This window comes from Polynucleobacter sp. UK-Gri1-W3, assembly GCF_018881595.1.
Classification (GTDB): domain Bacteria; phylum Pseudomonadota; class Gammaproteobacteria; order Burkholderiales; family Burkholderiaceae; genus Polynucleobacter.
Map to the genome: position 1 here is coordinate 443,708 of NZ_JACVQA010000008.1, position 21,846 is coordinate 465,553.

The window sequence follows — 21,846 nt, forward strand, 5'->3', positions numbered from 1 at the left end:
GCCCTATTTTGCGTATCCGCTTATAGATATTTAATATAGTTCCTGTAATTTTTTGTGTTATGGGGATGGATCAATAAGGGCAAAGAACGCCAAGTTCCCTTACACTTGGGCCATGAACAGCCTATCAACCAGCACGCTAGCAGCCCTAGAGGAAATGCTCCAAAACACGGCGCGTTCTGCTCCTGGGGATTACCTACCAATTTATTTATCTCGCGGTGCAATGGGTGAACAACTCATTGGCCACCTGAATCCTGATTTCACTCCCTACTTGCATGAGTCCTTGCAAAAGGAATCTATCCCAATGATTTCCATGGGGCATGACAAACTCCCCATTCAACTGGGTAAACCCAGGGATTTATCAAATAGCCTTTATCAATTAGCCAATCGCATGAGGTTAGGTGGATTTATTCCAGGCTGGCGTAACGAAGACTTTGCTTGGGTAGATCAAAATGGTCACAAATACTTTCGTATGGAGCGCGCTGCGTTTCGTACCTTTGGCTTTCGCAGTATGGCAACCCATATCAACGGCTATACGCAAGGCAATACCATTTGGCTGGGAAGACGTAGTGAAACTAAGCCTACCGATCCGGGCAAGTTAGATAACTTAGCTGCCGGCGGCATTACAGCCGATGAGACTCCTTGGGTGAGCGCGCGTCGCGAACTTTGGGAAGAAGCTGGTGTGCCCGAACAAATTGCAGATCAAATTGAGCCTGTTGGTCGTATTCATATGCGCCGACCATCTATCGGACGAGGCTTTCATGATGAACAGCTCTATGTTTATGACTTAGAGCTTGCGGATAACTTCGTTCCAACCAATCATGATGGTGAAGTCAGCGGTTTTATTGAAATTTCCCTGCCAGAGGCTGCGGCACGCATCCTGGCCGATGAATTTACCTCTGATGCTGCTTTTGTCACTGCAGACTTTATATTGCGTCGCAATAAATAGGGTCTTTTGGGCTTAATGAGCCCTTTCAAAGCAGCTTGACTGAAGTCATGCCCTAATCAGTCAATTCGTGGTTAAATCGATCTTAAGGATGAAACAGGGGTGCCCTTTAAAGCGGATTTAGCTTGAAGGCGCTGAGAAAGACCCTAGAACCCGATCCAGGTAATGCTGGCGTGGGGAGTTACATCAGACCGACACCCGGTTTCGTCCATCTAAAACAGCTAGGAGATGGACATGAGTACAGGTAACACCTCAACTAAAAACGCTAAACACGAGATTCCCAGTTTAAAAAGTTTGGAGCGCGACTTCGGGCAAAAGTTTGCCTATCCAGCATCGACAAAAACTTACCTTCAAGGCTCTAGATCGGATATCAAAGCGCCAATCCGCATGATTGAGCAGCTACCTACTCGCGTTGGCGAAGAGATGATTGCCAATCCGCCAGTGCCGGTCTATGACACTTCAGGTCCCTATAGCGATCCAGATGTTGTAATCAATCTTGAAAAAGGTTTGCCAAGACTGCGTGATGCATGGATTGCAGAACGTAACGACACAGTACAACTTTCCGGCCCTACTTCCGAGTATGGTGTTGCTCGCTCACAAGACGAAGCCACCCAAAATTTACGCTTTGCTCACATTAGCGCACCACGCGTAGCCAAATCTGGTCATAACGTGAGTCAGATGTATTACGCCCGCCAGGGAATCATAACCCCTGAAATGGAATACATCGCACTGCGTGAATCCATGGGTCTGGAGCAACTGCGCAAAGATCCAGCATACAAGCAACTCCTTAAGCAGCACCCAGGCAAAAGCTACGGTGCTAACTTACCAGAAATCATTACTGGCGAGTTTGTCCGCTCTGAAATTGCTGCGGGCCGTGCAATTATTCCCGCCAACATTAATCACCCTGAACTAGAGCCGATGATTATTGGCCGTAACTTCCGCGTGAAGATTAACGGTAACTTGGGCAACTCTGCGGTTACCTCATCGATTAATGAAGAAGTGGAAAAGATGGTCTGGTCTATTCGTTGGGGTGCAGACACCATCATGGATCTCTCCACTGGTAAGCATATTCATGAAACGCGTGAATGGATTATTCGTAACTCTCCAGTTCCGATTGGCACTGTTCCAATCTATCAAGCTCTAGATAAAACTGGTGGCATTGCAGAAGACCTCACCTGGGAAATGTTCCGCGATACTTTGGTTGAGCAAGCTGAGCAAGGTGTAGATTACTTCACTATTCATGCGGGTGTTTTACTGCGCTATGTACCCTTAACAGCTGATCGTATTACCGGCATTGTGTCTCGTGGCGGCTCGATCATGGCTAAGTGGTGCTTGGCTCATCATAAAGAGAACTTCCTTTATACCAAATTTGATGAGATTTGTGAAATCATGAAAGCCTATGACGTGTCATTTAGCTTAGGTGATGGTTTACGTCCTGGTTGTATTGCCGACTCTAACGATGCGGCTCAGTTTGGTGAACTCCATACACTCGGTGAATTGACTGCCAAGGCCTGGAAACATGATGTGCAAGTCATGATTGAAGGTCCTGGTCACGTGCCAATGCAGCGCATTGAAGAGAATATGACTGAAGAGTTGAAGCATTGCTTAGAAGCCCCCTTCTATACTCTCGGACCATTGATTACTGACATCGCCCCTGGCTATGATCACATCACCAGCGGTATTGGTGCAGCGCAAATTGGTTGGTATGGCACAGCAATGCTTTGCTATGTCACACCAAAAGAACACTTAGGTTTGCCGGATAAAGAGGATGTACGCGAAGGCATCATCACCTACAAGATTGCTGCCCATGGCGCTGACTTGGCCAAAGGTTTACCTGGCGCGCAAGTGCGCGATAACGCCCTATCTAAGGCGCGTTTCGAGTTCCGCTGGGAAGACCAATTTAATCTTGGCTTAGACCCTGAGCGTGCACGTGAATATCACGATGCAACCCTGCCAGCTGAAGGCGCGAAGATTGCCCATTTCTGCTCAATGTGTGGTCCGAAGTTCTGCTCCATGAAGATCACTCAAGAAGTTCGTGACTACGCGGCAACATTAGATGCCGATGGCAACCCTAAAGCAAAGGTAATTCCAATTACTGAGGTGACTGATGCTTCTAAGGGTATGGAAGAAATGTCTGCCGAGTTCCGTAAGCGCGGTAGTGAAATTTATCAGTAAGCCATTTGAGTAATAAGTTGAATCGGTAATGATGACTAGTGCGAGCTTCTCTAATAGCAAGTATGCGATTGTTGGCGGCGGCCTGATTGGTCGCCTGCTAGCGCTTGCGCTTGCTAAAGGTGGCGCTCAAGTGGATCTATTTGATAAGGGTGGTTCTGATGGAGCTCATGCTGCTGCCAGAATTGCTGCAGCCATGCTGGCGCCTTTAGCCGAATCTGCCATTACTGAAGATTCTGTCGTTCGCATGGGCTTGTATAGCCTGCCTCGCTGGAAAGAGCTTATTGCCAGTTTGACTGCTCCGGTTTACTTTCAGCAAGAAGGCACCTTGATTTTGTGGCATCGCCAAGATGCTAGTGATGCAGAGCGCTTTGCTGCGCATCTGGAAAAAAACTGTCGCTCCAACCCCAACTTAAGTGCGCCACAAAAGCTTAATAGCGAAGCATTGCGCGAACTTGAGCCCGGTGTTACCGATAGGTTTAATCAAGGACTCTATTTACCGAATGAAGGGCAATTAGATAATCGTCAATTATTGGATGCCCTTGCCGTTGAGTTAAAACTACAGAAAGTAAATTGCCACTGGCATACCGAAATTGATCCGTCTGAGTTGCGCAAACAGACCACCTATAAAGCGGTAATTGATTGCCGCGGTACAGGCGCTAAGGAATCATGGTCTTCTGGCGAATCGCCTAATAGCTTGCGTGGCGTTCGTGGTGAGGTGATTCGACTCTATGCGCCAGAGGTAAAGTTGCATCGTCCCACTCGCTTAATACATCCACGCTATCCGATCTATATCGCTCCAAAAGAAAATGACGTCTATGTGGTGGGCGCCACTGAAATTGAATCCGATGACTTATCAGAAATGAGTGTGCGCTCTGCTATGGAATTGCTTAGTGCGGTGTATACCGTTCATAGCGGCTTTGCAGAGGCTCGTATTTTGGAGATGGCTACGCAGTGTCGTCCGACTTTAAAAAATAATCTGCCAGAAATTAGATCTCAAAAAGATACAGGGCTTGCTGATTTGATCCTAATCAATGGCTTGTATCGCCATGGTTTTATGATTTCTCCAGCAGTAATGGATTGCGCCTTAGAGCTTTTGGAATTTGGCACAAGCAAAACGGCATTGGAGTTAGGTATGAGCCTTACGCAAGACAATAATCGTGTTGAGGTGGTATGCGCGTAATCGTCAATCAGGTTGCTTATGAGTTGCCTAGCAAGAGCATGGTGAGTGATGCATTGACTTTAATTAATGCAAAGCCGCCCTACGCTGTCGCAGTAAATATGAATTTTGTACCTAAGACAAAGCATGCTGACTTTGTTTTGAATGAGAACGATCAAATTGAAGTGATTGCGCCAGTTACTGGCGGATGATGTAAATGAAAATAACATTGAAGTTGAAATGAACGCACCCCTACCAAGTAACCTGAATAACGCTGACACTCTTGTCCTCTATGGCGAGAGCTTTGCGAGTCGTTTGCTATTGGGCACCTCACGCTACCCTTCCCCGCAGATATTAGAGAACGCAGTACAGACATCGAATCCTGCCATGATTACCGTGAGCTTGCGACGTCAGGGTAGCTCCTCTACTGAAGCGCACAGCGGCTTTTGGGATTTACTTAAAAAGATGGCCGTTCCGGTTTTGCCAAATACTGCTGGCTGTCATAGTCCACAAGAAGCGATTACGACAGCACAAATGGCACGTGAAGTTTTTGAAACCGATTGGATCAAGCTTGAACTCATTGGTGATGACTACACTTTGCAGCCTGATGTCTTGCGCTTAGTTCAAACTGCTGAGACATTAATTAAGGATGGTTTTAAGGTGCTGCCGTATTGCACTGAAGATCTGATTTTGTGCCAACGCTTGGTTGATGTGGGCTGTCAAGCGGTGATGCCTTGGGCTGCCCCAATTGGAACAGGGCAAGGCCCTTTAAATCCGTATGCCATGAAACTCTTGCGCGATCGCCTCAAGGTTCCGCTTTTGGTGGATGCTGGCCTAGGTCTGCCTTCGCACGCTTGTACCGTAATGGAATGGGGATTTGATGGCGTACTACTCAATACGGCGGTAGCCTTGGCAGATGATCCAGTGGTGATGGCTAAAGCCTTTGCTAAGGCTGTTGATGCTGGTCGTGCAGCCCATTTATCCGGCGCCATGAAACCCCAAGAGTCAGCCCAAGCAAGTACGCCTTTGGTAGGCACACCTTTTTGGCATCAATCGTAGTTTCTTAGTTACACCTAGTTAAGTACACTGAACTCATGAGCCTAATTCGAGATCTTGCAGACCAAATCGTTGCCGCGCATCGCAATGAAGATTTATGCCTTCCGATTCCGGCATTTAGTCTTAACTTACCTCCTCCACTGATTGACAATGAAGCCGCTGTTGATCATTACGAACTAGCTGGTGCTTTAGCTAGTATTGAAATGGGGTTTATTGAGTCAGATGCAAAAGTGTTGGGTAAGGCTTGGTCTCGCATGACTTTGCAAGATGGCGGTTTTAATCCCTTTAAATGGCCCAGCAGACCAGAGCATTTTGATTTACTGCCTTGGACTCGCAACATGAATCCCAACGCCTTTAAAGAGTGCCCAAAACGCTTAGGCTTATACGGCGTCATGCCAGATGCTGATTGGGTCAAGCGTATGGTGGAGGCTGAATTGCCAACCGTACAGCTACGCTTTAAGTCGGACGAAAAATCCAAGATCAGAAAACAGATCAAAGAATCTGTTGCAGCCGTCACAGATAGTAAGACCCTGCTCTTCATTAATGATTATTGGCAAGAAGCAATTGATGCTGGTGCCTATGGCGTTCATTTGGGCCAAGAAGATTTGGTAGACGCGAACCTAGATGAGATCCGTGTAGCAGGCTTAAGACTGGGTTTAAGTACTCATGGCTATGCAGAGCTTGCTTATGCAGATCGCTTTTGTCCAAGCTACATTGCAATGGGTGCAGTCTTTCCGACAAACTTAAAGAAGATGCCAACAGCACCTCAAGGCCTTGGTCGCTTATATCAGTACGCTAAGTTAATGAGCAACTATCCACTGGTAGCCATTGGTGGCATTGATCAAGATAGCATTCATGCGGTAGCTAAGAGTGGCGTTGGCTCAGTGGCCGTCGTGAGAGCCATTACTCAGTCTAAAGACCCGAAGGCAGCAGTAAAGCACTTACAAGAATTAATGCGGGCTTAGAGCCTTCTTTGCATCTTTGCTTCTTTCCCTCTTTAGCACCAGTTTTAATTCTGATCTTTTTCATCCAGCAATGCTGTCGGATAAAAATCATGCATATGCCACAAAGGCCCTGGGCCTTCACCAATACTTAAGAAACGCCCCGCCTCCAAGCCTGCCTCTACATAGGCGATCGCTTTAGCAACTGCATGAGCTAGATCATGGCCATCTGCAAGGTAAGTAGCAATTGCAGACGCTAAAGAGCATCCGGTGCCATGAGTATTTACGGTATTTACTCGATAGTGTTTGAACTCTTTTGATTGAATAACCTCTAGACCATCTTCGAGTGTGCGCCACATTAGGTAATCGGTAATTTGTGTATGTGTGCTATCTAAGTGGCCACCTTTGATGAGCACTGCTTGTGGCCCCATCTCAAGCAATTCTTCTGCAGCTAATTTGAAATCATTGGGGCCGCTAATTTCACGACCAAGCAACAAAGAAACTTCATCCATGTTGGGTGTAATAAGAGATGCGATAGGAAATAATTCAGCGATCATCGCTTGGGCGGTGTCGTCACCACCCAAGCTTGCGCCAGAAGTGGCACGCAAAACAGGGTCAAGAACAATGCGTTTAACACCGTGCTTGCGTAAAGATTTAGCAACTGTGCGGACTATTTCTGGACTTGCCAGCATGCCGATTTTGACAATATCAGCCCCAATATCCATTAAAACAGCATCAATCTGAGCTTCTACCACTTCAAGATCGACATCCTGAATGCGTGTGACACCCAAGGTATTTTGGGCGGTTATTGCTGTAATGACAGACATCCCATATCCACCTAAAGCCGTGATCACCTTAAGATCGGCTTGCAGCCCCGCCCCGCCGCCACTATCGGATCCAGCAATGGTCAGTACTTTGGGGATCCGCACAGAAGTAGGAAGAAGTGAATTCATCTTGCTATAATATCGGCTTATTCCTCGATAGCTCAGTCGGTAGAGCGCCGGACTGTTAATCCGTAGGTCCCTGGTTCGAGCCCAGGTCGAGGAGCCAAATAAGTAAAGCCCCTAGAGAAATCTAGGGGCTTTTTCTTTTGAGGGCTGGGTAAATTGATCTACTAGACCAAGCCCTTCTTTCTGAGATTGGCCAGGCGATTATTCAGAGTCTTGATAGTCAAAAGATTGTATTTATCACCCTCCTTCCAAGCACTACCTTTCCATTCGATTCCTTCTGGTGTGACATTGGCGAATGGCTCTCTACCCTCTTTTGCGTAACCCTCTAATGCGGCAATCAGTGCTGCGCGATCATCTGATCCACCGGCATCTTTCACAGCATCCAAAATTGGCTGAGTAATCGTATCGCTATAAACAACCTTGGAGTCTGGGTGCTTTGGCGCTGCAGGCTCCTCAAAGATATATTCATGGGGCCATTCAAAGACATTTCTTGCGGAATTTTTTACTGCCTCTGGACTCACTGCACCGCCCTCAGGATTTTTAGGGTCAGTTGGTAGATTTAGTTCCGTAATCCAGGTTTCAAATTCTGCGATACGGCTATACCGTTTTTCTTCGCTATCGCGCTTCTGCTCTTCTTGTGAGAGCAATAAAGTAACCCATGCCCAGGCAATATCTTTGGGTATTGCAAACTCTTGCGCCAAAATGCCGCTGGCTTTTTTTAGGATGGGTTTGGATGTGAGTTTTGACATTGCAAGCTTTCTGGATTCTTTAATAATTGCCTTCAATATAGGGTGTAAAGTCAAAGGGGAAGGCTCCCCATTCATTTATAAAATGCTCTCCACAGACCCTTCAGGATACTCTCCTTAATCAGCGGCTGGCCTTTCAGGCTCTTGCAAACCGGCTTGCAGCTGGCTCTAGGGCTCAGTAATGCAGCAAATCGGGCAAGATCGGCCGCATTCACTAAAATAAGCACTATGACTAAGATTCCTGAACTCCTCGCTCCAGCCGGCAGCCTTTCTATGCTGCGTACCGCCTTTGATTTTGGCGCTGATGCCATTTACGCAGGGCAACCTCGTTATTCCCTTCGGGTACGCAATAACGACTTTGGCAAGATTGAAGTTCTCAAACAAGGTATTGATACTGCCCACGAAATGGGTAAGAAGTTTTATTTAGTTTCTAACTTATTGCCACATGGCGGTAAGACACGTACCTATATTAAAGATATGGATCCAGTCATTGCATTAAAGCCTGATGCTTTAATCATGTCTGATCCTGGCCTCATCATGATGGCGCGTGAAGCATGGCCAGATATGCCAATTCATTTATCGGTACAAGCCAATACTGTGAATGGTGCATCTGCTAAGTTTTGGCGCTCTGTTGGCATCAGCCGCGTAATTTTGTCTCGCGAACTCTCCTTTGATGAAATCGAAGAAGTGCGTCAAGATTGTCCAGAAATGGAGCTTGAAGTATTTGTACACGGCGCTCTCTGCATCGCCTACTCTGGCCGCTGCCTGTTATCAGGATATATGTCTCATCGAGACTCCAATCAAGGTGCTTGTACTAATGCTTGCCGCTGGGATTACAAGGTCAAGCCTGGCCAACAAAATACTAGCGGTGATGTAGTTTTACTTCAAGAGGCTCGCCGTCCGGATGATTTGATGCCGATGGAAGAAGATGAGCATGGTACGTACATCATGAACTCCAAAGATCTGCGGGCCGTTGAACATATTGAGCGCCTGACCAAGATGGGTGTTGATTCCTTCAAGATCGAAGGTCGCACTAAATCACCCTATTACGTTTCACGTACTGTGCAATCTTATAGAGCAGCAATTAATGACGCTGTAGCAGGTAAACCATTTAACACAGCTTTATTAGGTCAATTAGAGGGCTTAGCTAACCGTGGCTATACCGATGGCTTTTATGAGCGTCACCATGACAAAGAGTATCAACTCTATATGCGTGGTCATTCCTTGTCAGGACGTAGCCTTTATGTTGGAGAAACCCTCGAGATCGATGCAGCAACAGGTCGCGTCAAGGTAGACGTTAAGAACCGTTTTTCTGTTGGTGACAAAATCGAGATCATCGAGCCAAATGGAAATACAGATGTTGTTTTGTCAGAAATGTGGAATATGAATGGTGACTCTATTGATGTGGCACCAGGCTCAGGTCACTTTGTTTGGCTCAATATCCCAATGTCTAGTAAACACGCCTTTATTGCCCGTTACACACAAGAGCCAGCACCAGCTGAGGTAGCCACTTCTGGCTCTTGCTCAACTTGCGGCGATTAATACTTACCCTTCTGATTAAAGATTTTCATGACGAATAGCACTAAGAACAACACAAATAAGCCTGGCTTGAAAGTTAAAGTCGAAGATGAAATGAAAAAAGCGTTTGAGCTAACGATTTACTTTGGCTCTTGGTTCTGCGCCATTGCCTTCATGGCTGCAACCGCTCTTGAAGAGCGCCCCATTCCCTTGTCTATCTTTGGTTTTGCGTTGATTAAAGCAGGCATATCAGCAAAATTTATGTTGATTGCTCAGGCAGCTTATCCAATCAAAGTAGATAAGAAAAATGGGATCGTTGGCTCTCTATTTTTTGAATCTATTGTTTATATTATTGTCATTATTGCGCTGAACTTTATTGAGGCTGGAGTTGATGGCCTGATACATGGCAAAGAATTTATCCCCTCAATGACAGCCTTTGGAAGCGGCGATCCATTAAGAGTACTTGCCATATCGATTGTGTATTGGTTGATTGTTTGGCCTTACTTGATTTTTGTGGGATTTAATAAGGTTGTAGGAAATACTGAAACTCTTGCAGTCCTCTTTAGTTCCAAAAAATAATTGCTTTACTTGTATTGCGTGAGAATTTTTTGGCTTTGCCTGTTGGGTTTTTTTGCCAACAGGCTCAGGCCCAAGAAATCGAAGCTCGCGCTTATTCCAATGCACCGATTGGCATTAACTTTATTACTGGTGGTATTGCGCAAGCCAAAAGTGGCTCCTATACCCTCACTACCGAGGCTGCAAACCTGACTCGTATCATCGACGTCTTCGGACAGTCTGGCAGGATTAGTCTCTTAGTCCCTTATGCCCAACTTTCAGGTACTGGCAGTATTAGGGCCCAAAATATGAACGCCTCCGCAGAAGGTCTATCAGATCCTGTAGTGAAGATCTCTGCCAATCTTTATGGTGCGCCAGCTCTGTCGCTGGAAGAGTTTAAGAATTACCAGCAGGACTTAATTATTGGAGCAAGTCTTGCTGCATCCATTCCATGGGGCAAATATAACAACGAGCAAATTCTTAACGTGGGAGCCAATCGCTCTCTTATTCAGCCCGCTATTGGAGCATCTCAAGCAATCGGACCATGGCGTTTAGAACTGGCGGGCATGGCCACGATCTACACCAGTAATACTAGTTTTCTGGGAAGCAATACGCTCTCACAAAACCCGATCTACTCCTCGGAAGCCCATGCGATCTATTACTTTCAGAATACGGCCTATATTTCTGCGGATGCAACCTACTTCATGGGTGGTCAGAAATATGTCAATGGAACTGCAATCAGCGGTTCGCAGGAAAATTGGCGTTTTGGCAGCACTTTTTCTTACCCCATCAATAAGCAGAATTCGATCCGCGTAACTGGCAGCAAAGGTGTTTATTCCAGCACCAATACCGACTACAGCGCACTAGGGATCTCCTGGCAATACCGCTGGGGCGGCGGCCTGTAGGTAAATTGCCCATTCCATCGCTACAATAAGACCAAAAGAACACTTATAAGAGATGTGATACATTCATGAGCAATAAACCAAAAGATCCTGCAGAGAGCGGCTTACGCAAAGGCTTAACTAGCTATGGTGATAAAGGCTTCTCTTTATTTTTACGTAAGGCCTTTATTAAAGGCGCTGGGTATACCAATAGTGCATTAGATCGCCCTGTGATTGGCATTATTAATACTGGCAGCGCCTATAACCCTTGCCACGGCAATATGCCGCAACTGCTCGAGGCAGTGAAGCGCGGCGTGATGCTGGCAGGTGGATTGCCAATGGAATTTCCGACAATCTCCATTCATGAGAGTTTTGCTGCACCTACCAGTATGTACTTGCGCAACTTAATGTCGATGGACACTGAAGAGATGGTGCGCGCGCAGCCAATGGATGCGGTAGTCATGATTGGTGGCTGCGATAAAACAGTTCCTGCGCAAATGATGGGCGCAGCTTCTGCGGGTATTCCAGCTATTCAGCTCATCACTGGTTCAATGATGACAGGCTCACATCGTAGTGAACGTGTTGGTGCTTGTACTGACTGTCGCCGTTACTGGGGCAAGTTCCGCGCCGGTGAAATTGATGAAGCTGAAAAAGATGAGGTGAATGATCAACTGGTTGCCAGTGTTGGTACTTGTTCAGTAATGGGAACTGCTAGCACTATGGCTTGCATCTCAGAGGCTTTGGGTATGACGGTTCCTGGTGGCGCAACTCCTCCAGCAGTTACTGCAGATCGTATTCGCGTAGCAGAAGAAACAGGTACTTGTGCCGTGAAGATGGCAAAAGAAGGCTTAACGATTGATAAGGTACTCACTGCTGATGCCTTTGAAAATGCGATGCGTGTTTTATTGGCAATCGGTGGGTCAACCAATGGCATTGTTCACTTAGCTGCCATCGCCGGCCGTATGGGCCTAGAGATTGATTTAGATGCACTTGACAAGATGGGTGATGGAACACCAGTGCTGGTTGATTTAAAACCATCCGGTGATCATTACATGGAGAACTTCCATGACGCTGGCGGCATGACTACCCTGCTTCGTGAGCTCAAGCCTCTATTGAATCTCAATGCAATGACAGTCTCAGGCCGAACCCTTGGCGAAGAAATTGATGCCGCCCCTCCAAGCTTCAAACAAGATGTAGTGCGCCCATTTAATAACCCGATTTATCCGCGCGGCAGCATTGCGGTGCTGCATGGCAATTTAGCTCCTGGTGGCGCCATCATTAAACAATCTGCTGCCAACGAAAAACTCATGGAGCATGAAGGTCGTGCTGTGGTGTTTGAAGATGCTGCTGATTTAGCCAATCGGATCGATAGCCCAGATTTAGATGTTACTGCTGAAGATATTTTGGTCCTCAAAAATATTGGGCCTAAGGGTGCACCTGGTATGCCAGAGGCTGGTTATATTCCCATTCCGATGAAATTAGCCCGCGCCGGTGTGAAAGATATTGTCCGCATCTCTGATGGACGTATGAGTGGTACCGCTTTTGGCACGATTGTGTTGCACGTTACTCCTGAATCGGCTATTGGCGGTCCCTTAGCGCAGGTGCGCAATGGTGATCGCATTCGTTTGAGTGTGAAGAATCGTGAAATTAGCCTACTCATATCTGATGAAGAACTCGCCAAGCGGATGAAAGACAATCCAATTACTTCACCTACTGCTGAACGCGGCTATAAGAAGCTCTTTTTGGATACCGTTACTCAAGCCGATCAAGGTGTGGACTTTGATTTCTTAAGGGCAGCCAAGATGGTTGGCAAAACTCCAAAGTCTAAATAGAAACTCAATAGAAGTCTATCCCGTGATAAGCGCAAACCTACTACGCAGGGGGATGAATATATGGCCCCCGTTTTTAGGCGCTGGGATTACTGTTGAATATATTTCTAAAGACTTTCGTCAAGCCAAGGTACGCCTAAAGCACGGCTTATTAAACCGCAATATTGTGGGAGTACATTTTGGTGGCAGTCTTTTTGCAATGACTGACCCCTTCTTCATGATGATGGTGTCGCAGAATATCGGCAAAGGCTATGTTGTTTGGGATCAAGCCGCCAAGATCGAATTTCTGAAGCCTGGTAGAGGTAAAGTTCACGCCACTTTTGAAATTACTCAAGAACAACTAGATGAAATCATTCATGCAGCAGACTCTGGAGACAAGGTACTAAGAGACTTTGTTGCCGAGATTAAAGATCATGAAGACGATGTCGTGGCCCGCATTACCAAGACTTTATATATACGCAAGAAGATAAAGAAAAGTTAAAGAATTACTGGGTGTAAGCAGGCGCATCAATCTTACGCATCTCACCTTCAATCCAAGCCTCAACCTCTAGCTGTAATTGCTCTTCTGTCTTTCCTTGAACTGTAATCACTGGCCCAATCGAAAGCGTAATTACTCCTGGGCGCTTTAAGAAGGTATTTCTGGGCCATATGGCTCCAGAGTTCTGCGCCACAGGAAGAATGTCCGTATGAGTGCTGATCGCAAGGCGTACGCCGCCCTTTCTGTAAGGCTTAAATGTTCCCCGTGGGGTTCGTGTTCCTTCTGGATAAATAGCAATCCAGCTACCCTCAGCCAATACTGCCTTACCTTGCTCATTGACCGCCTCTCGTGACCTCTCACGATCGCCGCGATTAATGTGAATCATTTGCAGTGAAGCCAAAGCCCAACCAAAAAATGGCACAAATAATAATTCTCGTTTGAATACAAAACAAAGCTGTCTTGGAAAAAAGGCTGGATAGATGAAGGTCTCCCATGCCGACTGATGCTTGCCCAAAAGGATCAATGATTTTTTGGGGTCTAGAGGAATATTGTCAAAACCCTTTGTTTTGATGTTGATTCCACAAAATAATAAGAGCGCTTTTTGAGTTAATTGACACCAAAACACCCCCATCTTGTAACGCGCACTTCGATCAGTAAAGGGGATGACCAGAATAATGGCGCTTGCAACAATGGTGACAGTTGTAAAACCAAATATATAAAACAGTAAGGAGCGAAGCCAAAGGATCACGATAGTATTTTTACTAATAAGGAGCTAAAAACGTATTTTAAATGATTGGCCTTAGCAAGATGGATAGGGAGAAGACTTATAAATCCCTTAATTCACGTCGCAAGATTTTTCCAACGTTGGTCTTAGGTAGGTCCTTACGGAAAACAATATGCTTAGGACGCTTGTAGTTAGTGAGGTTTTCTTTGCAGAATGCCAAGATAGCCTCTTCCGTTAATGATGGATCCTGTCTCACGATAAAGGCCTTAACAGCCTCACCAGAATCTTCATCAGGCACACCAATGACTGCACACTCCAAAACACCGGGCACCAAGGATAAGACCTCTTCTACCTCATTTGGATAGACGTTAAATCCGGAAACTAAAACCATATCCTTTTTGCGGTCGACAATCTTTGTAAGGCCATCCGCATTCATGATGCCGATATCACCTGATTTGAAATAACCATCTGCAGTCATGACATTTTTGGTTTCTTCTGGTTTATTCCAGTAACCAGCCATCACCTGTGGACCCCGAATACAAATTTCACCAGGGGTACCAAAAGGCACCTCGATGCCGTCATCACCCAAGATCACTACTTCTGTACTTGGTACCGGAAAGCCAATATAGCCAGTAAAGCTCTCAATCAAAGCAGAATTGACACAAGCAACCGGTGAAGTTTCAGAGAGTCCATAGCCCTCAGCAATAGGAGCGCCAGTCATTTCTTGCCAATGGTCAGCTACTACCTTTTGCATTGCCATACCGCCACCAATCGTTGCCAAAATATTGGGGAATTTCACTGTGGCAAATTCTGGCTTATGCATCAGTGCGTTAAATAAAGTATTCACACCCGGGAAGATATTAATGTTTGGATGCTTCTTCAGTAACTTTATAAATCCATCAAAATCACGTGGGTTAGGAACCAAAACTAATAGGCCCCCTTTGCGCATACCTAAGACTGAACAGGCCGTCAAAGCAAAGATGTGATACATCGGCAAAGCACATAAGAAAACTAACTGATCAACCTGTTTACGCTTTAATCCTGGCTCAAGCCAGAGCTCGGTCTGAATGACGTTCGAAAGAATGTTGCTATGTAACAGAATGGCGCCTTTTGATAAACCTGTAGTACCGCCGGTGTATTGCAAGAAAGCGATATCGCTCAGGGAGGTATTAGGCTTATTCCAACGTTGACGACTGCCCTCGCTTAGAGCCGCTAAGAACGTAATATGGCCGGGGATATCCCATGCGGGAACGAGTTTTTTTATATTACGCACAACAAAATTAACTACAGCGCCTTTTAAACCAATCATTTCGCCAAGTGAAGTAACGATGGTTTGCTTCAATGGCACTTCAGCAGCAATATGCTGATAGACATGTGCAAAGTTTTCTAAAATAATCAGAGCTGAAGCACCACTGTCTTTGAGTTGATGCTCTAATTCGCGAGCGGTATAGAGTGGATTGACATTAACCACTACAAACCCAGCGCGCAGAATACCGATCATTGCAATTTGGAACTGCAAAACGTTAGGTAACATAATTGCCACACGAGATCCCGGTTCTAAACCCAGGCTTTGCAAATAAGAAGCAAAATGTTTCGAATGCTGATCAAGTTCTCTGTAAGTTAAAAACTTATCAAGGTACTCACAGGCACGACGATTAGGATAGCGCTCAAAAGCTTCCTCGAACATGTCCAATAAGGAGTTATAACCAGAGATATCTATCTCATGAGGTACGCCCTCAGGATAGTGTTTTAGCCAAGGCTTTGCGGGATTAACCATGTAGTTATTTCCAGTCTCGATATATTTTTATTAGTAGTCAGATTGTGAAATCTGTATGACTCATTCTAAACACGACAATACTGAATCTAAAGAAAAAGCCCTCTGCTATGAGAGGGCTTTGACTTAACAATGTACAGCGATTAGAAGCGGTATCCAACACCAACTAGGATATCAGTGCCATTTCCACTAATTGTCATGCCCTGAAGTGTTGTCCCGGCTGAATTAGTAAGAGTGGCTGAAATATTTTTAGTTCCATAGGAGCCATAGTTGACTTCACCAAATGCATATAAAGACTCAGTAACCATCTGCTTATATCCAAGACCCAAAGTCCAACCAGTGAGGTTAGTAGTTTGATAGGCGAGAGTTGGGCCTGACAAGCCAATAGTTGCACCTGTGTAACCGAGTTTTGCATAAGCCAAACGGTTTTTATCAATCGCATAGCCCGGTGTGACGACAATACTGTAAAGATTTTTAATGTTGTATGTAGCTGTGGTGCTGGCACCAGCCACATCCTTTGGAGATCCAACTGCTGTACCAAATGGACTAGAAATCTGGGTTGGCGCAAGACTTAATTGACCCGTTGCACTAGAACTTGCGCCTGGATAATAAGAAGCACCCAGACCCAAAATCCAAGTTTCATTAATGCCGAAGTTATAACCCGCTGCCAATGCCGCAATCCCAGTGTTGACATTGTTTACGTTACTTGCTGATGCTGACTGAGTAACTGTTGCAGGATAACCAACAGCGGTGACAGGTGTGCTAGTACCCGGTATATTGCCGGTTGAGCTTACCGCTGAACCGCTACCAATTTTTGGCACAAACAATCCATAACCAACGCCTACTTGCCCATAAGCACCTTCCCATGCATTGACTTTTACAGACTGAGCCATTGCAGTCGAGCATGCAAAACCAGTCAATGCCAATAAAAGCGCGCTAATTTTTACTGTTTTCATTTGTCTTCCTGAGTTAATTTTTTTAATGGTGTGAAGCAACTTCATGAATCTTATTTAATTTCTTCGATTTATGTATCTCGGGTTTTCCCTCTATTTATTTTGCACTGCATCAATTTAATTACGCCTTTGTATTGGAATCTATATTTAAAGGGCCTAGAAACTAGATTCAGGATTTAATTAATGATGTAATATAAACGAACGATCGTATTATTTTTACAACATTTTACGCAAAATTTAAATGTCCTTACAAGAATCAAGAGATTTGCAAAGAGAATTTGTTGAGCCTAAAAAAGGTGCTCAAACAAAGAACTCCATCATTGAGGCCGCTCTGACAATCGCTAGTAAATCAGGCTTAGAGGGCTTGACTATCGGCAATATTGCAGAGGTAGTCAAAATGAGCAAGAGTGGCGTTTTTGCCCACTTTGGCTCCAGAGAAGAATTGCAAGTTGCCGTAGTACGGGAGTATTACCAGCGATTTCAGGATCTCGTCTTCACTCCAGCCCTTCTCAAACCCAAAGGCTTGCCTCGCCTAAATCAAATGATCCAGTCCTGGATCAAGATGAGCACTGGTGATGAAAGCTCAAGCTGCTTCTTTATTGCTGGCGCCGTTGAGTTCGATGACCAACCCGGTATTGTGCGCGATGAACTAGTTCGCAGCGTAGAAGATTGGCGCTCTGCAATCCGTCGCGGGATTAAGGAATCTATCGCAGCTGGTCACCTTAAGAAATCCGTGAATGTAGAAGCCCTTCTCTTTCAGTTGTATAGCATCGCTCTGGGTGTTCACCATGATTCCCGTTTTTTAGATAACCCCAAATGTCTAGCGAATGCAAATAAGTTAATCAAAGAAATTTTAAGTAGCAATAAATCCACTAAACAGTAAGCCAATATTCCTCTCTAACACCTTTATAGAAGAACACCATGCCTCAATACAACCCACCACTCCGTGATATTCAATTTGTTATCCATGAAATGCTCGATGCCGGCAAAGAGTTTTCCGCTCTACCTGCATATCAAGATGTTGATAAAGACACTATGAATCAGATCATCGAGGAGGCAGGCAAGTTTGCCAGTGAGATCGCCTTCCCTTTGAATCAAATTGGCGATCAAGAAGGTTGCAAGCGTCATGAAGATGGATCAGTGACAACGCCTGCTGGCTTTAAGCAAGCCTATGAGCAGTATGTTGCTGGCGGTTGGCCTGCTCTGTCTTGCGATCCTGAATATGGTGGACAAGGATTGCCACAGCTGTTGAATACAGTGCTTTATGAGACCCTCAACTCCGCCAATCAATCATGGACTATGTACCCAGGCTTATCTCATGGTGCATACGAATGCCTGCATGCGCATGGAACGGAAGATCAGAAAAAAACCTACTTAGAAAAATTAGTTTCTGGTCAATGGACTGGGACCATGTGTTTAACTGAACCTCATTGTGGTACCGATCTTGGCTTACTGAAAACCAAAGCTGAGCCCCAAGCCGATGGCACATACGCCATTAATGGAACCAAGATTTTTATCTCTAGTGGAGATCATGATCTTGCAGAAAATATTGTGCACCTTGTATTGGCGCGTTTACCTGACTCACCAGTTGGCAGCAAAGGCATCTCATTATTTGCAGTTCCGAAGTTTAGGGTTGGCGCTGATGGTGCCATTGGTGCGCCTAATGCAGTGTCTTGCGGCTCCCTAGAGCACAAGATGGGTATTCATGGAAATGCCACTTGCGTTATGAATTTTGATGGCGCTATTGGTACTCTGGTTGGCGAACCCCACAAGGGTCTGAACGCGATGTTCGTCATGATGAATGCTGCGCGTCTTGGCGTAGGCATGCAAAGTCTTGGCTTGACTGAGGTGGCATATCAAAACTCTGCTGCTTATGCAAAAGAGCGTTTACAGATGCGCAGCTTAACTGGTGCGAAGGCTCCTGAAAAGGCAGCTGATCCAATCATTGTTCATCCCGATGTCCGCAGAATGCTACTGACCCAAAGAGCCTATGCAGAAGCTGGTAGAGCCTTCTCATATTGGGTAGCCCTCATGATTGATAAAGAACTCAATCATCCAGATGAAAAGGTTCGCAAAGAAACTGGTGAGATGGTTGCCCTACTCACCCCAATTATCAAAGCCTTCTTAACGGATAACGCATTTACTGCTACGAATGAAGGTTTGCAGGTGTTTGGTGGCCATGGCTACATTGCCGAATGGGGTATGGAGCAATATGTTCGTGATGCCCGCATCAATATGATTTATGAGGGAACCAACACCATTCAATCTCTTGATCTCTTGGGTCGTAAGGTACTTGGTGATATGGGCAAGAAGCTCACTAAGTTTGGCAAGATCATTGAGGCATTTATTGAGGAGGAAGGTGTTCGTAAAGAAATGCAAGAGTTTATCGACCCCCTTTCAGATATCGCCGTCAAGGTAGAAAAGCTCACCAAAGAAATCGGCATGAAGGCCATGATGAATCATGAGGAAGTTGGTGCTGCTGCAGTTCCTTACCTACGTGTTGTGGGTCACTTGATTTACTCCTACCTCTTTGCACGTATGGCAAAAATTGCTTTGGCCAATAAATCGAGTAACGATCCTTTTTATCAGGCGAAGTTGGCTACCGCCCGCTTCTACTTTGACAAACTCCTTCCTGAGACAGCTATGCTGATACGTCAAGCGCGTGCTGGCTCTAAATCGTTAATGGCAATGCCTGCTGATTTTTTCTGAAAGACTGAATATGAGCGATAACAAGATCATTAAAAAAGTAGCCATCCTGGGTGCTGGCGTCATGGGCGCTCAGATTGCTGCGCAGTGTATTAATGTCAGCCTACCGGTCGTTTTATTTGACTTGCCAAGCAAGTCTGATGATGGCAAACCCGTTAATATAAATGCGATTGCACTCAAAGCAATTGAGAACCTCAAAAAGCTAAAACCTGCTCCACTGGGATTATCTACTGAAGCCAATCTTATTACTCCAGCGAACTATGAGGACGACCTTGGTCTCTTGGCAGATTGTGACCTCATCATTGAAGCTATTGCTGAGCGTTTAGATTGGAAGCATGCTCTCTATGAAAAAGTAGCTCCGTATATTCCGGCTCATTCTCTTTTTGCTACTAATACCTCAGGCCTTCCTATTGGTGAACTTGCTAAAGGTTTTTCAGGTGATCTGAAGAAGCGTTTCTGTGGAGTGCACTTTTTCAATCCACCTAGATACATGCATTTGCTAGAACTCATTCCAGCAGCTGATACTGATCCTGCTGTATTGGATGCTTTAGAAACCTTTATGACTTCCACTATGGGTAAGGGAGTTGTACGCGCTAAGGACACGCCGAACTTTATTGGTAATCGTGTGGGTGTTTTCTCAATTTTAGCTGTGTTTGCTGAAGCGCAAAAGTTTGGCCTTGGTTTTGATGAGGTTGATGCCATTACAGGGAGCAAGCTAGGTCGAGCTAAATCAGCAACCTTTAGAACCAGTGATGTAGTGGGCTTGGATACCATGGCTCATGTTATTAAAACCATGGAAAATGCTCTGCAAGGCGACTCCTTTTCCGCCCTTTTTAAAACGCCTGAGGTTCTGAGCCAGCTCATAGCAAAAGGTGCTCTGGGTCAGAAAACTAAAGCCGGCTTTTATCGCAAAGATGGTAAAAATGTTCTGGTTCTCGATGCTACTACTGGTGAATACAAACCATCTACAGCAGCGATTGATCCACTGATTGAGCGCATTCTGAAAAAACCGATTGCAGATCGCCTTGGCCTCCTCAGAGAAACGGATGAGCCACAAGCACAGTTCTTATGGGCTATCTATCGCGATATCTTCCACTACTGCGCTATACATCTTGGTGAGATTGCTCAATCTGCTCGCGAGATCGATTTTGCAATGCGCTGGGGTTATGGCTGGAACTTTGGGCCATTTGAGGACTGGCAAGCTGCTGGTGTAACGCAAGTAGCCAATTGGATTAAGGAAGATATTGATGCTGGGAAAACATTAAGCAAAGAACCTTTACCAACTTGGCTCTTTAGTGGACCAGTTGCCGATAAGCAAGCCTTCCATACGCCTGAGGGTTCATGGTCAGCCTCAGAGAATAAATATATCCCCCGCTCTGCTTTGCCGGTTTATCAAAAGCAAGTATTTAGAGCACCCCTACTAGGAGACGGCTCTCCAGATCCTAAAACAGCGGGCACTACTATTTATGAAAATACGGACTTCCGCGCCTGGGTAGATGCCAATCAACCTGACGTCCTCATTGCTTCGTTCCGCTCGAAGATGAATACCTTTAGTCCAGACGTATTAAGCGGCCTACAAAAAGCAGTTGAAATTGCAGAAGCAAACTATGCGGGATTGGTAATCTGGCAACCCACTTCATTAAAGCTAGGAACACCTGGTGGACCATTCTCTGCGGGCGCTAACTTGGAAGCCGCTATGCCTATGGTCATGAAAGACGGTCCCGCTGGAGTTGAGCCATTTGTCAAAGAGTTTCAAGACACGATGATGAAAATCAAATATTCCCAAGTGCCAGTGGTAGCTGCGGTCTCTGGCATCGCATTAGGAGGTGGTTGTGAATTAGTTCTGCAATCAGCACGCAGGGTTGCTGCTATGGAGAGCTATATTGGTTTAGTAGAAGTTGGTGTTGGCTTATTGCCTGCAGGCGGCGGACTTAAAGAGGCAGCTATTCGTGCCGCCCAGGGTGTAGCGCTTGCTGGTAATACCAATTATTTGGATTTCACTAAAGCGTCTTTTGAGAATGCTGCAATGGCTAAGGTTTCTTCATCTGCACAAGAAGCCATGAAGATGGCTTACTTACAAAAAGGCGACATTATTGTTGCTAACGTCTATGAATTACTGGCGCAAGCACAAAATCAAGTCAAAGCAATGCGATACGCTGGATATAGACCACCGATCCCAACCTTAATTCCGGTTGGCGGCCGTTCTGTTGCCGCCACAGTCATGGGTCAGGTAGTCAATATGCGTGATGGTGGATTTATTTCTGAGCATGATGCTTTTATTGCCAAGAAGATTATCGACATCATCACAGGAGGCGATGTCGATGCCGGCACGCTAGTTACAGAAGAGTGGCTACTCAAACTTGAGCGCCAAGCATTTGTTGAGCTCATTGGCAACCCTAAATCCATGGAACGGATTATGGGCATTCTCCAAACTGGCAAGCCTGTTAGAAACTAATTTACC

At 45.6% G+C, this 21,846-nt stretch carries 19 protein-coding genes, 1 tRNA gene and 1 riboswitch; of the genes, 15 read left to right on the forward strand and 5 right to left on the reverse strand.

The genetic code is table 11. From position 1 onward, the window contains the following. The first annotated feature begins 112 nt into the window (after positions 1 to 112). From ICN36_RS10165 to ICN36_RS10190, 6 genes are all read left to right on the forward strand, one after another. Positions 113 to 946 carry an NUDIX hydrolase family protein gene (locus ICN36_RS10165; protein WP_216228220.1) on the forward strand — a complete coding sequence of 278 codons (834 nt, stop codon included), beginning with the start codon at positions 113 to 115 and terminating at the stop codon, positions 944 to 946. An 85-nt stretch (positions 947 to 1,031) separates the two neighbouring features. After that, positions 1,032 to 1,140: riboswitch (TPP riboswitch) on the forward strand. Between the two features lie 37 nt (positions 1,141 to 1,177). Continuing rightward, positions 1,178 to 3,118: a phosphomethylpyrimidine synthase ThiC gene (gene thiC / locus ICN36_RS10170; RefSeq protein WP_255531295.1), complete on the forward strand. Its 1,941-nt coding sequence runs from the start codon at positions 1,178 to 1,180 to the stop codon at positions 3,116 to 3,118. A gap of 28 nt (positions 3,119 to 3,146) precedes the next feature. Continuing rightward, on the forward strand, positions 3,147 to 4,298 hold the full coding sequence (locus tag ICN36_RS10175; RefSeq protein ID WP_255531296.1) for an FAD-dependent oxidoreductase: 1,152 nt from the start codon (positions 3,147 to 3,149) through the stop codon (positions 4,296 to 4,298). Then, entirely contained in the window at positions 4,289 to 4,486 is a 198-nt protein-coding gene (gene thiS / locus ICN36_RS10180; protein ID WP_216228221.1) for a sulfur carrier protein ThiS, read from the forward strand. Before ICN36_RS10175 ends, thiS begins: the two co-directional genes overlap by 10 nt. A 28-nt stretch (positions 4,487 to 4,514) precedes the next feature. After that, positions 4,515 to 5,333: a thiazole synthase gene (locus ICN36_RS10185; RefSeq protein ID WP_216228222.1), complete on the forward strand. Its 819-nt coding sequence runs from the start codon at positions 4,515 to 4,517 to the stop codon at positions 5,331 to 5,333. Positions 5,334 to 5,368: 35 nt separating this feature from the next. Beyond that, entirely contained in the window at positions 5,369 to 6,295 is a 927-nt protein-coding gene (locus ICN36_RS10190; RefSeq protein ID WP_216228223.1) for a thiamine phosphate synthase, read from the forward strand. 44 nt (positions 6,296 to 6,339) lie between these two features. Here the strand turns inward: ICN36_RS10190 and thiD are convergent, their stop codons facing one another. Continuing rightward, entirely contained in the window at positions 6,340 to 7,224 is an 885-nt protein-coding gene (gene thiD / locus ICN36_RS10195; RefSeq protein WP_216228224.1) for a bifunctional hydroxymethylpyrimidine kinase/phosphomethylpyrimidine kinase, read from the reverse strand. 21 nt (positions 7,225 to 7,245) lie between these two features. On the opposite strand from thiD, the gene ICN36_RS10200 reads away from it, so the two are divergent. After that, positions 7,246 to 7,321, forward strand: a tRNA-Asn gene (locus ICN36_RS10200). A gap of 64 nt (positions 7,322 to 7,385) precedes the next feature. On the opposite strand, the gene ICN36_RS10205 is transcribed toward ICN36_RS10200, so the two are convergent. Further along, positions 7,386 to 8,024, reverse strand: a complete 639-nt coding sequence (locus ICN36_RS10205) for a hypothetical protein (protein WP_255531297.1) — start codon at positions 8,022 to 8,024, stop codon at positions 7,386 to 7,388. 171 nt (positions 8,025 to 8,195) lie between these two features. Here ICN36_RS10205 and ICN36_RS10210 point away from each other — a divergent pair, with 171 nt between their 5' ends. The 5 genes from ICN36_RS10210 to ICN36_RS10230 all read left to right on the forward strand — a co-directional run bounded on the left by ICN36_RS10210 (position 8,196) and on the right by ICN36_RS10230 (position 13,231). Further along, a complete protein-coding gene (locus ICN36_RS10210) occupies positions 8,196 to 9,509 on the forward strand; it encodes a U32 family peptidase (RefSeq protein WP_216228225.1) in 1,314 nt (437 codons plus the stop codon). Positions 9,510 to 9,536: 27 nt separating this feature from the next. After that, the gene (locus tag ICN36_RS10215; RefSeq protein WP_216228226.1) at positions 9,537 to 10,064 is read left to right on the forward strand and encodes a hypothetical protein; all 528 of its coding nucleotides are present in this window, start codon (positions 9,537 to 9,539) and stop codon (positions 10,062 to 10,064) included. Positions 10,065 to 10,078: 14 nt separating this feature from the next. Then, positions 10,079 to 10,945, forward strand: coding sequence for a transporter (locus ICN36_RS10220; protein WP_216228227.1), 867 nt, complete (start codon positions 10,079 to 10,081; stop codon positions 10,943 to 10,945). Positions 10,946 to 11,010: 65 nt separating this feature from the next. Beyond that, on the forward strand, positions 11,011 to 12,753 hold the full coding sequence (locus ICN36_RS10225; protein WP_216228228.1) for an IlvD/Edd family dehydratase: 1,743 nt from the start codon (positions 11,011 to 11,013) through the stop codon (positions 12,751 to 12,753). Between the two features lie 52 nt (positions 12,754 to 12,805). Further along, a complete protein-coding gene (locus tag ICN36_RS10230; protein ID WP_216228229.1) occupies positions 12,806 to 13,231 on the forward strand; it encodes a DUF4442 domain-containing protein in 426 nt (141 codons plus the stop codon). A gap of 4 nt (positions 13,232 to 13,235) precedes the next feature. On the opposite strand, the gene ICN36_RS10235 is transcribed toward ICN36_RS10230, so the two are convergent. The 3 genes from ICN36_RS10235 to ICN36_RS10245 form a co-directional block, all read right to left on the reverse strand. After that, positions 13,236 to 13,976 carry a lysophospholipid acyltransferase family protein gene (locus ICN36_RS10235; RefSeq protein ID WP_370623481.1) on the reverse strand — a complete coding sequence of 247 codons (741 nt, stop codon included), beginning with the start codon at positions 13,974 to 13,976 and terminating at the stop codon, positions 13,236 to 13,238. A 76-nt stretch (positions 13,977 to 14,052) separates the two neighbouring features. After that, positions 14,053 to 15,729: a long-chain-fatty-acid--CoA ligase gene (locus ICN36_RS10240; RefSeq protein WP_216228230.1), complete on the reverse strand. Its 1,677-nt coding sequence runs from the start codon at positions 15,727 to 15,729 to the stop codon at positions 14,053 to 14,055. Between the two features lie 140 nt (positions 15,730 to 15,869). Further along, positions 15,870 to 16,727 (reverse strand): outer membrane protein, encoded by an 858-nt coding sequence (locus ICN36_RS10245; protein ID WP_216228231.1) that lies wholly within the window; start codon positions 16,725 to 16,727, stop codon positions 15,870 to 15,872. Between the two features lie 193 nt (positions 16,728 to 16,920). On the opposite strand from ICN36_RS10245, the gene ICN36_RS10250 reads away from it, so the two are divergent. Genes ICN36_RS10250 through ICN36_RS10260 form a run of 3 tightly spaced genes read left to right on the forward strand, consistent with a single transcriptional unit; the run spans position 16,921 to position 21,840 of the window. Then, positions 16,921 to 17,562 (forward strand): TetR/AcrR family transcriptional regulator, encoded by a 642-nt coding sequence (locus ICN36_RS10250; protein WP_216228232.1) that lies wholly within the window; start codon positions 16,921 to 16,923, stop codon positions 17,560 to 17,562. A 38-nt stretch (positions 17,563 to 17,600) separates the two neighbouring features. Beyond that, positions 17,601 to 19,388, forward strand: a complete 1,788-nt coding sequence (locus ICN36_RS10255; RefSeq protein WP_216228233.1) for an acyl-CoA dehydrogenase C-terminal domain-containing protein — start codon at positions 17,601 to 17,603, stop codon at positions 19,386 to 19,388. Positions 19,389 to 19,398: 10 nt separating this feature from the next. Further along, entirely contained in the window at positions 19,399 to 21,840 is a 2,442-nt protein-coding gene (locus ICN36_RS10260) for a 3-hydroxyacyl-CoA dehydrogenase/enoyl-CoA hydratase family protein (RefSeq protein WP_216228234.1), read from the forward strand. Positions 21,841 to 21,846 lie beyond the last annotated feature (6 nt).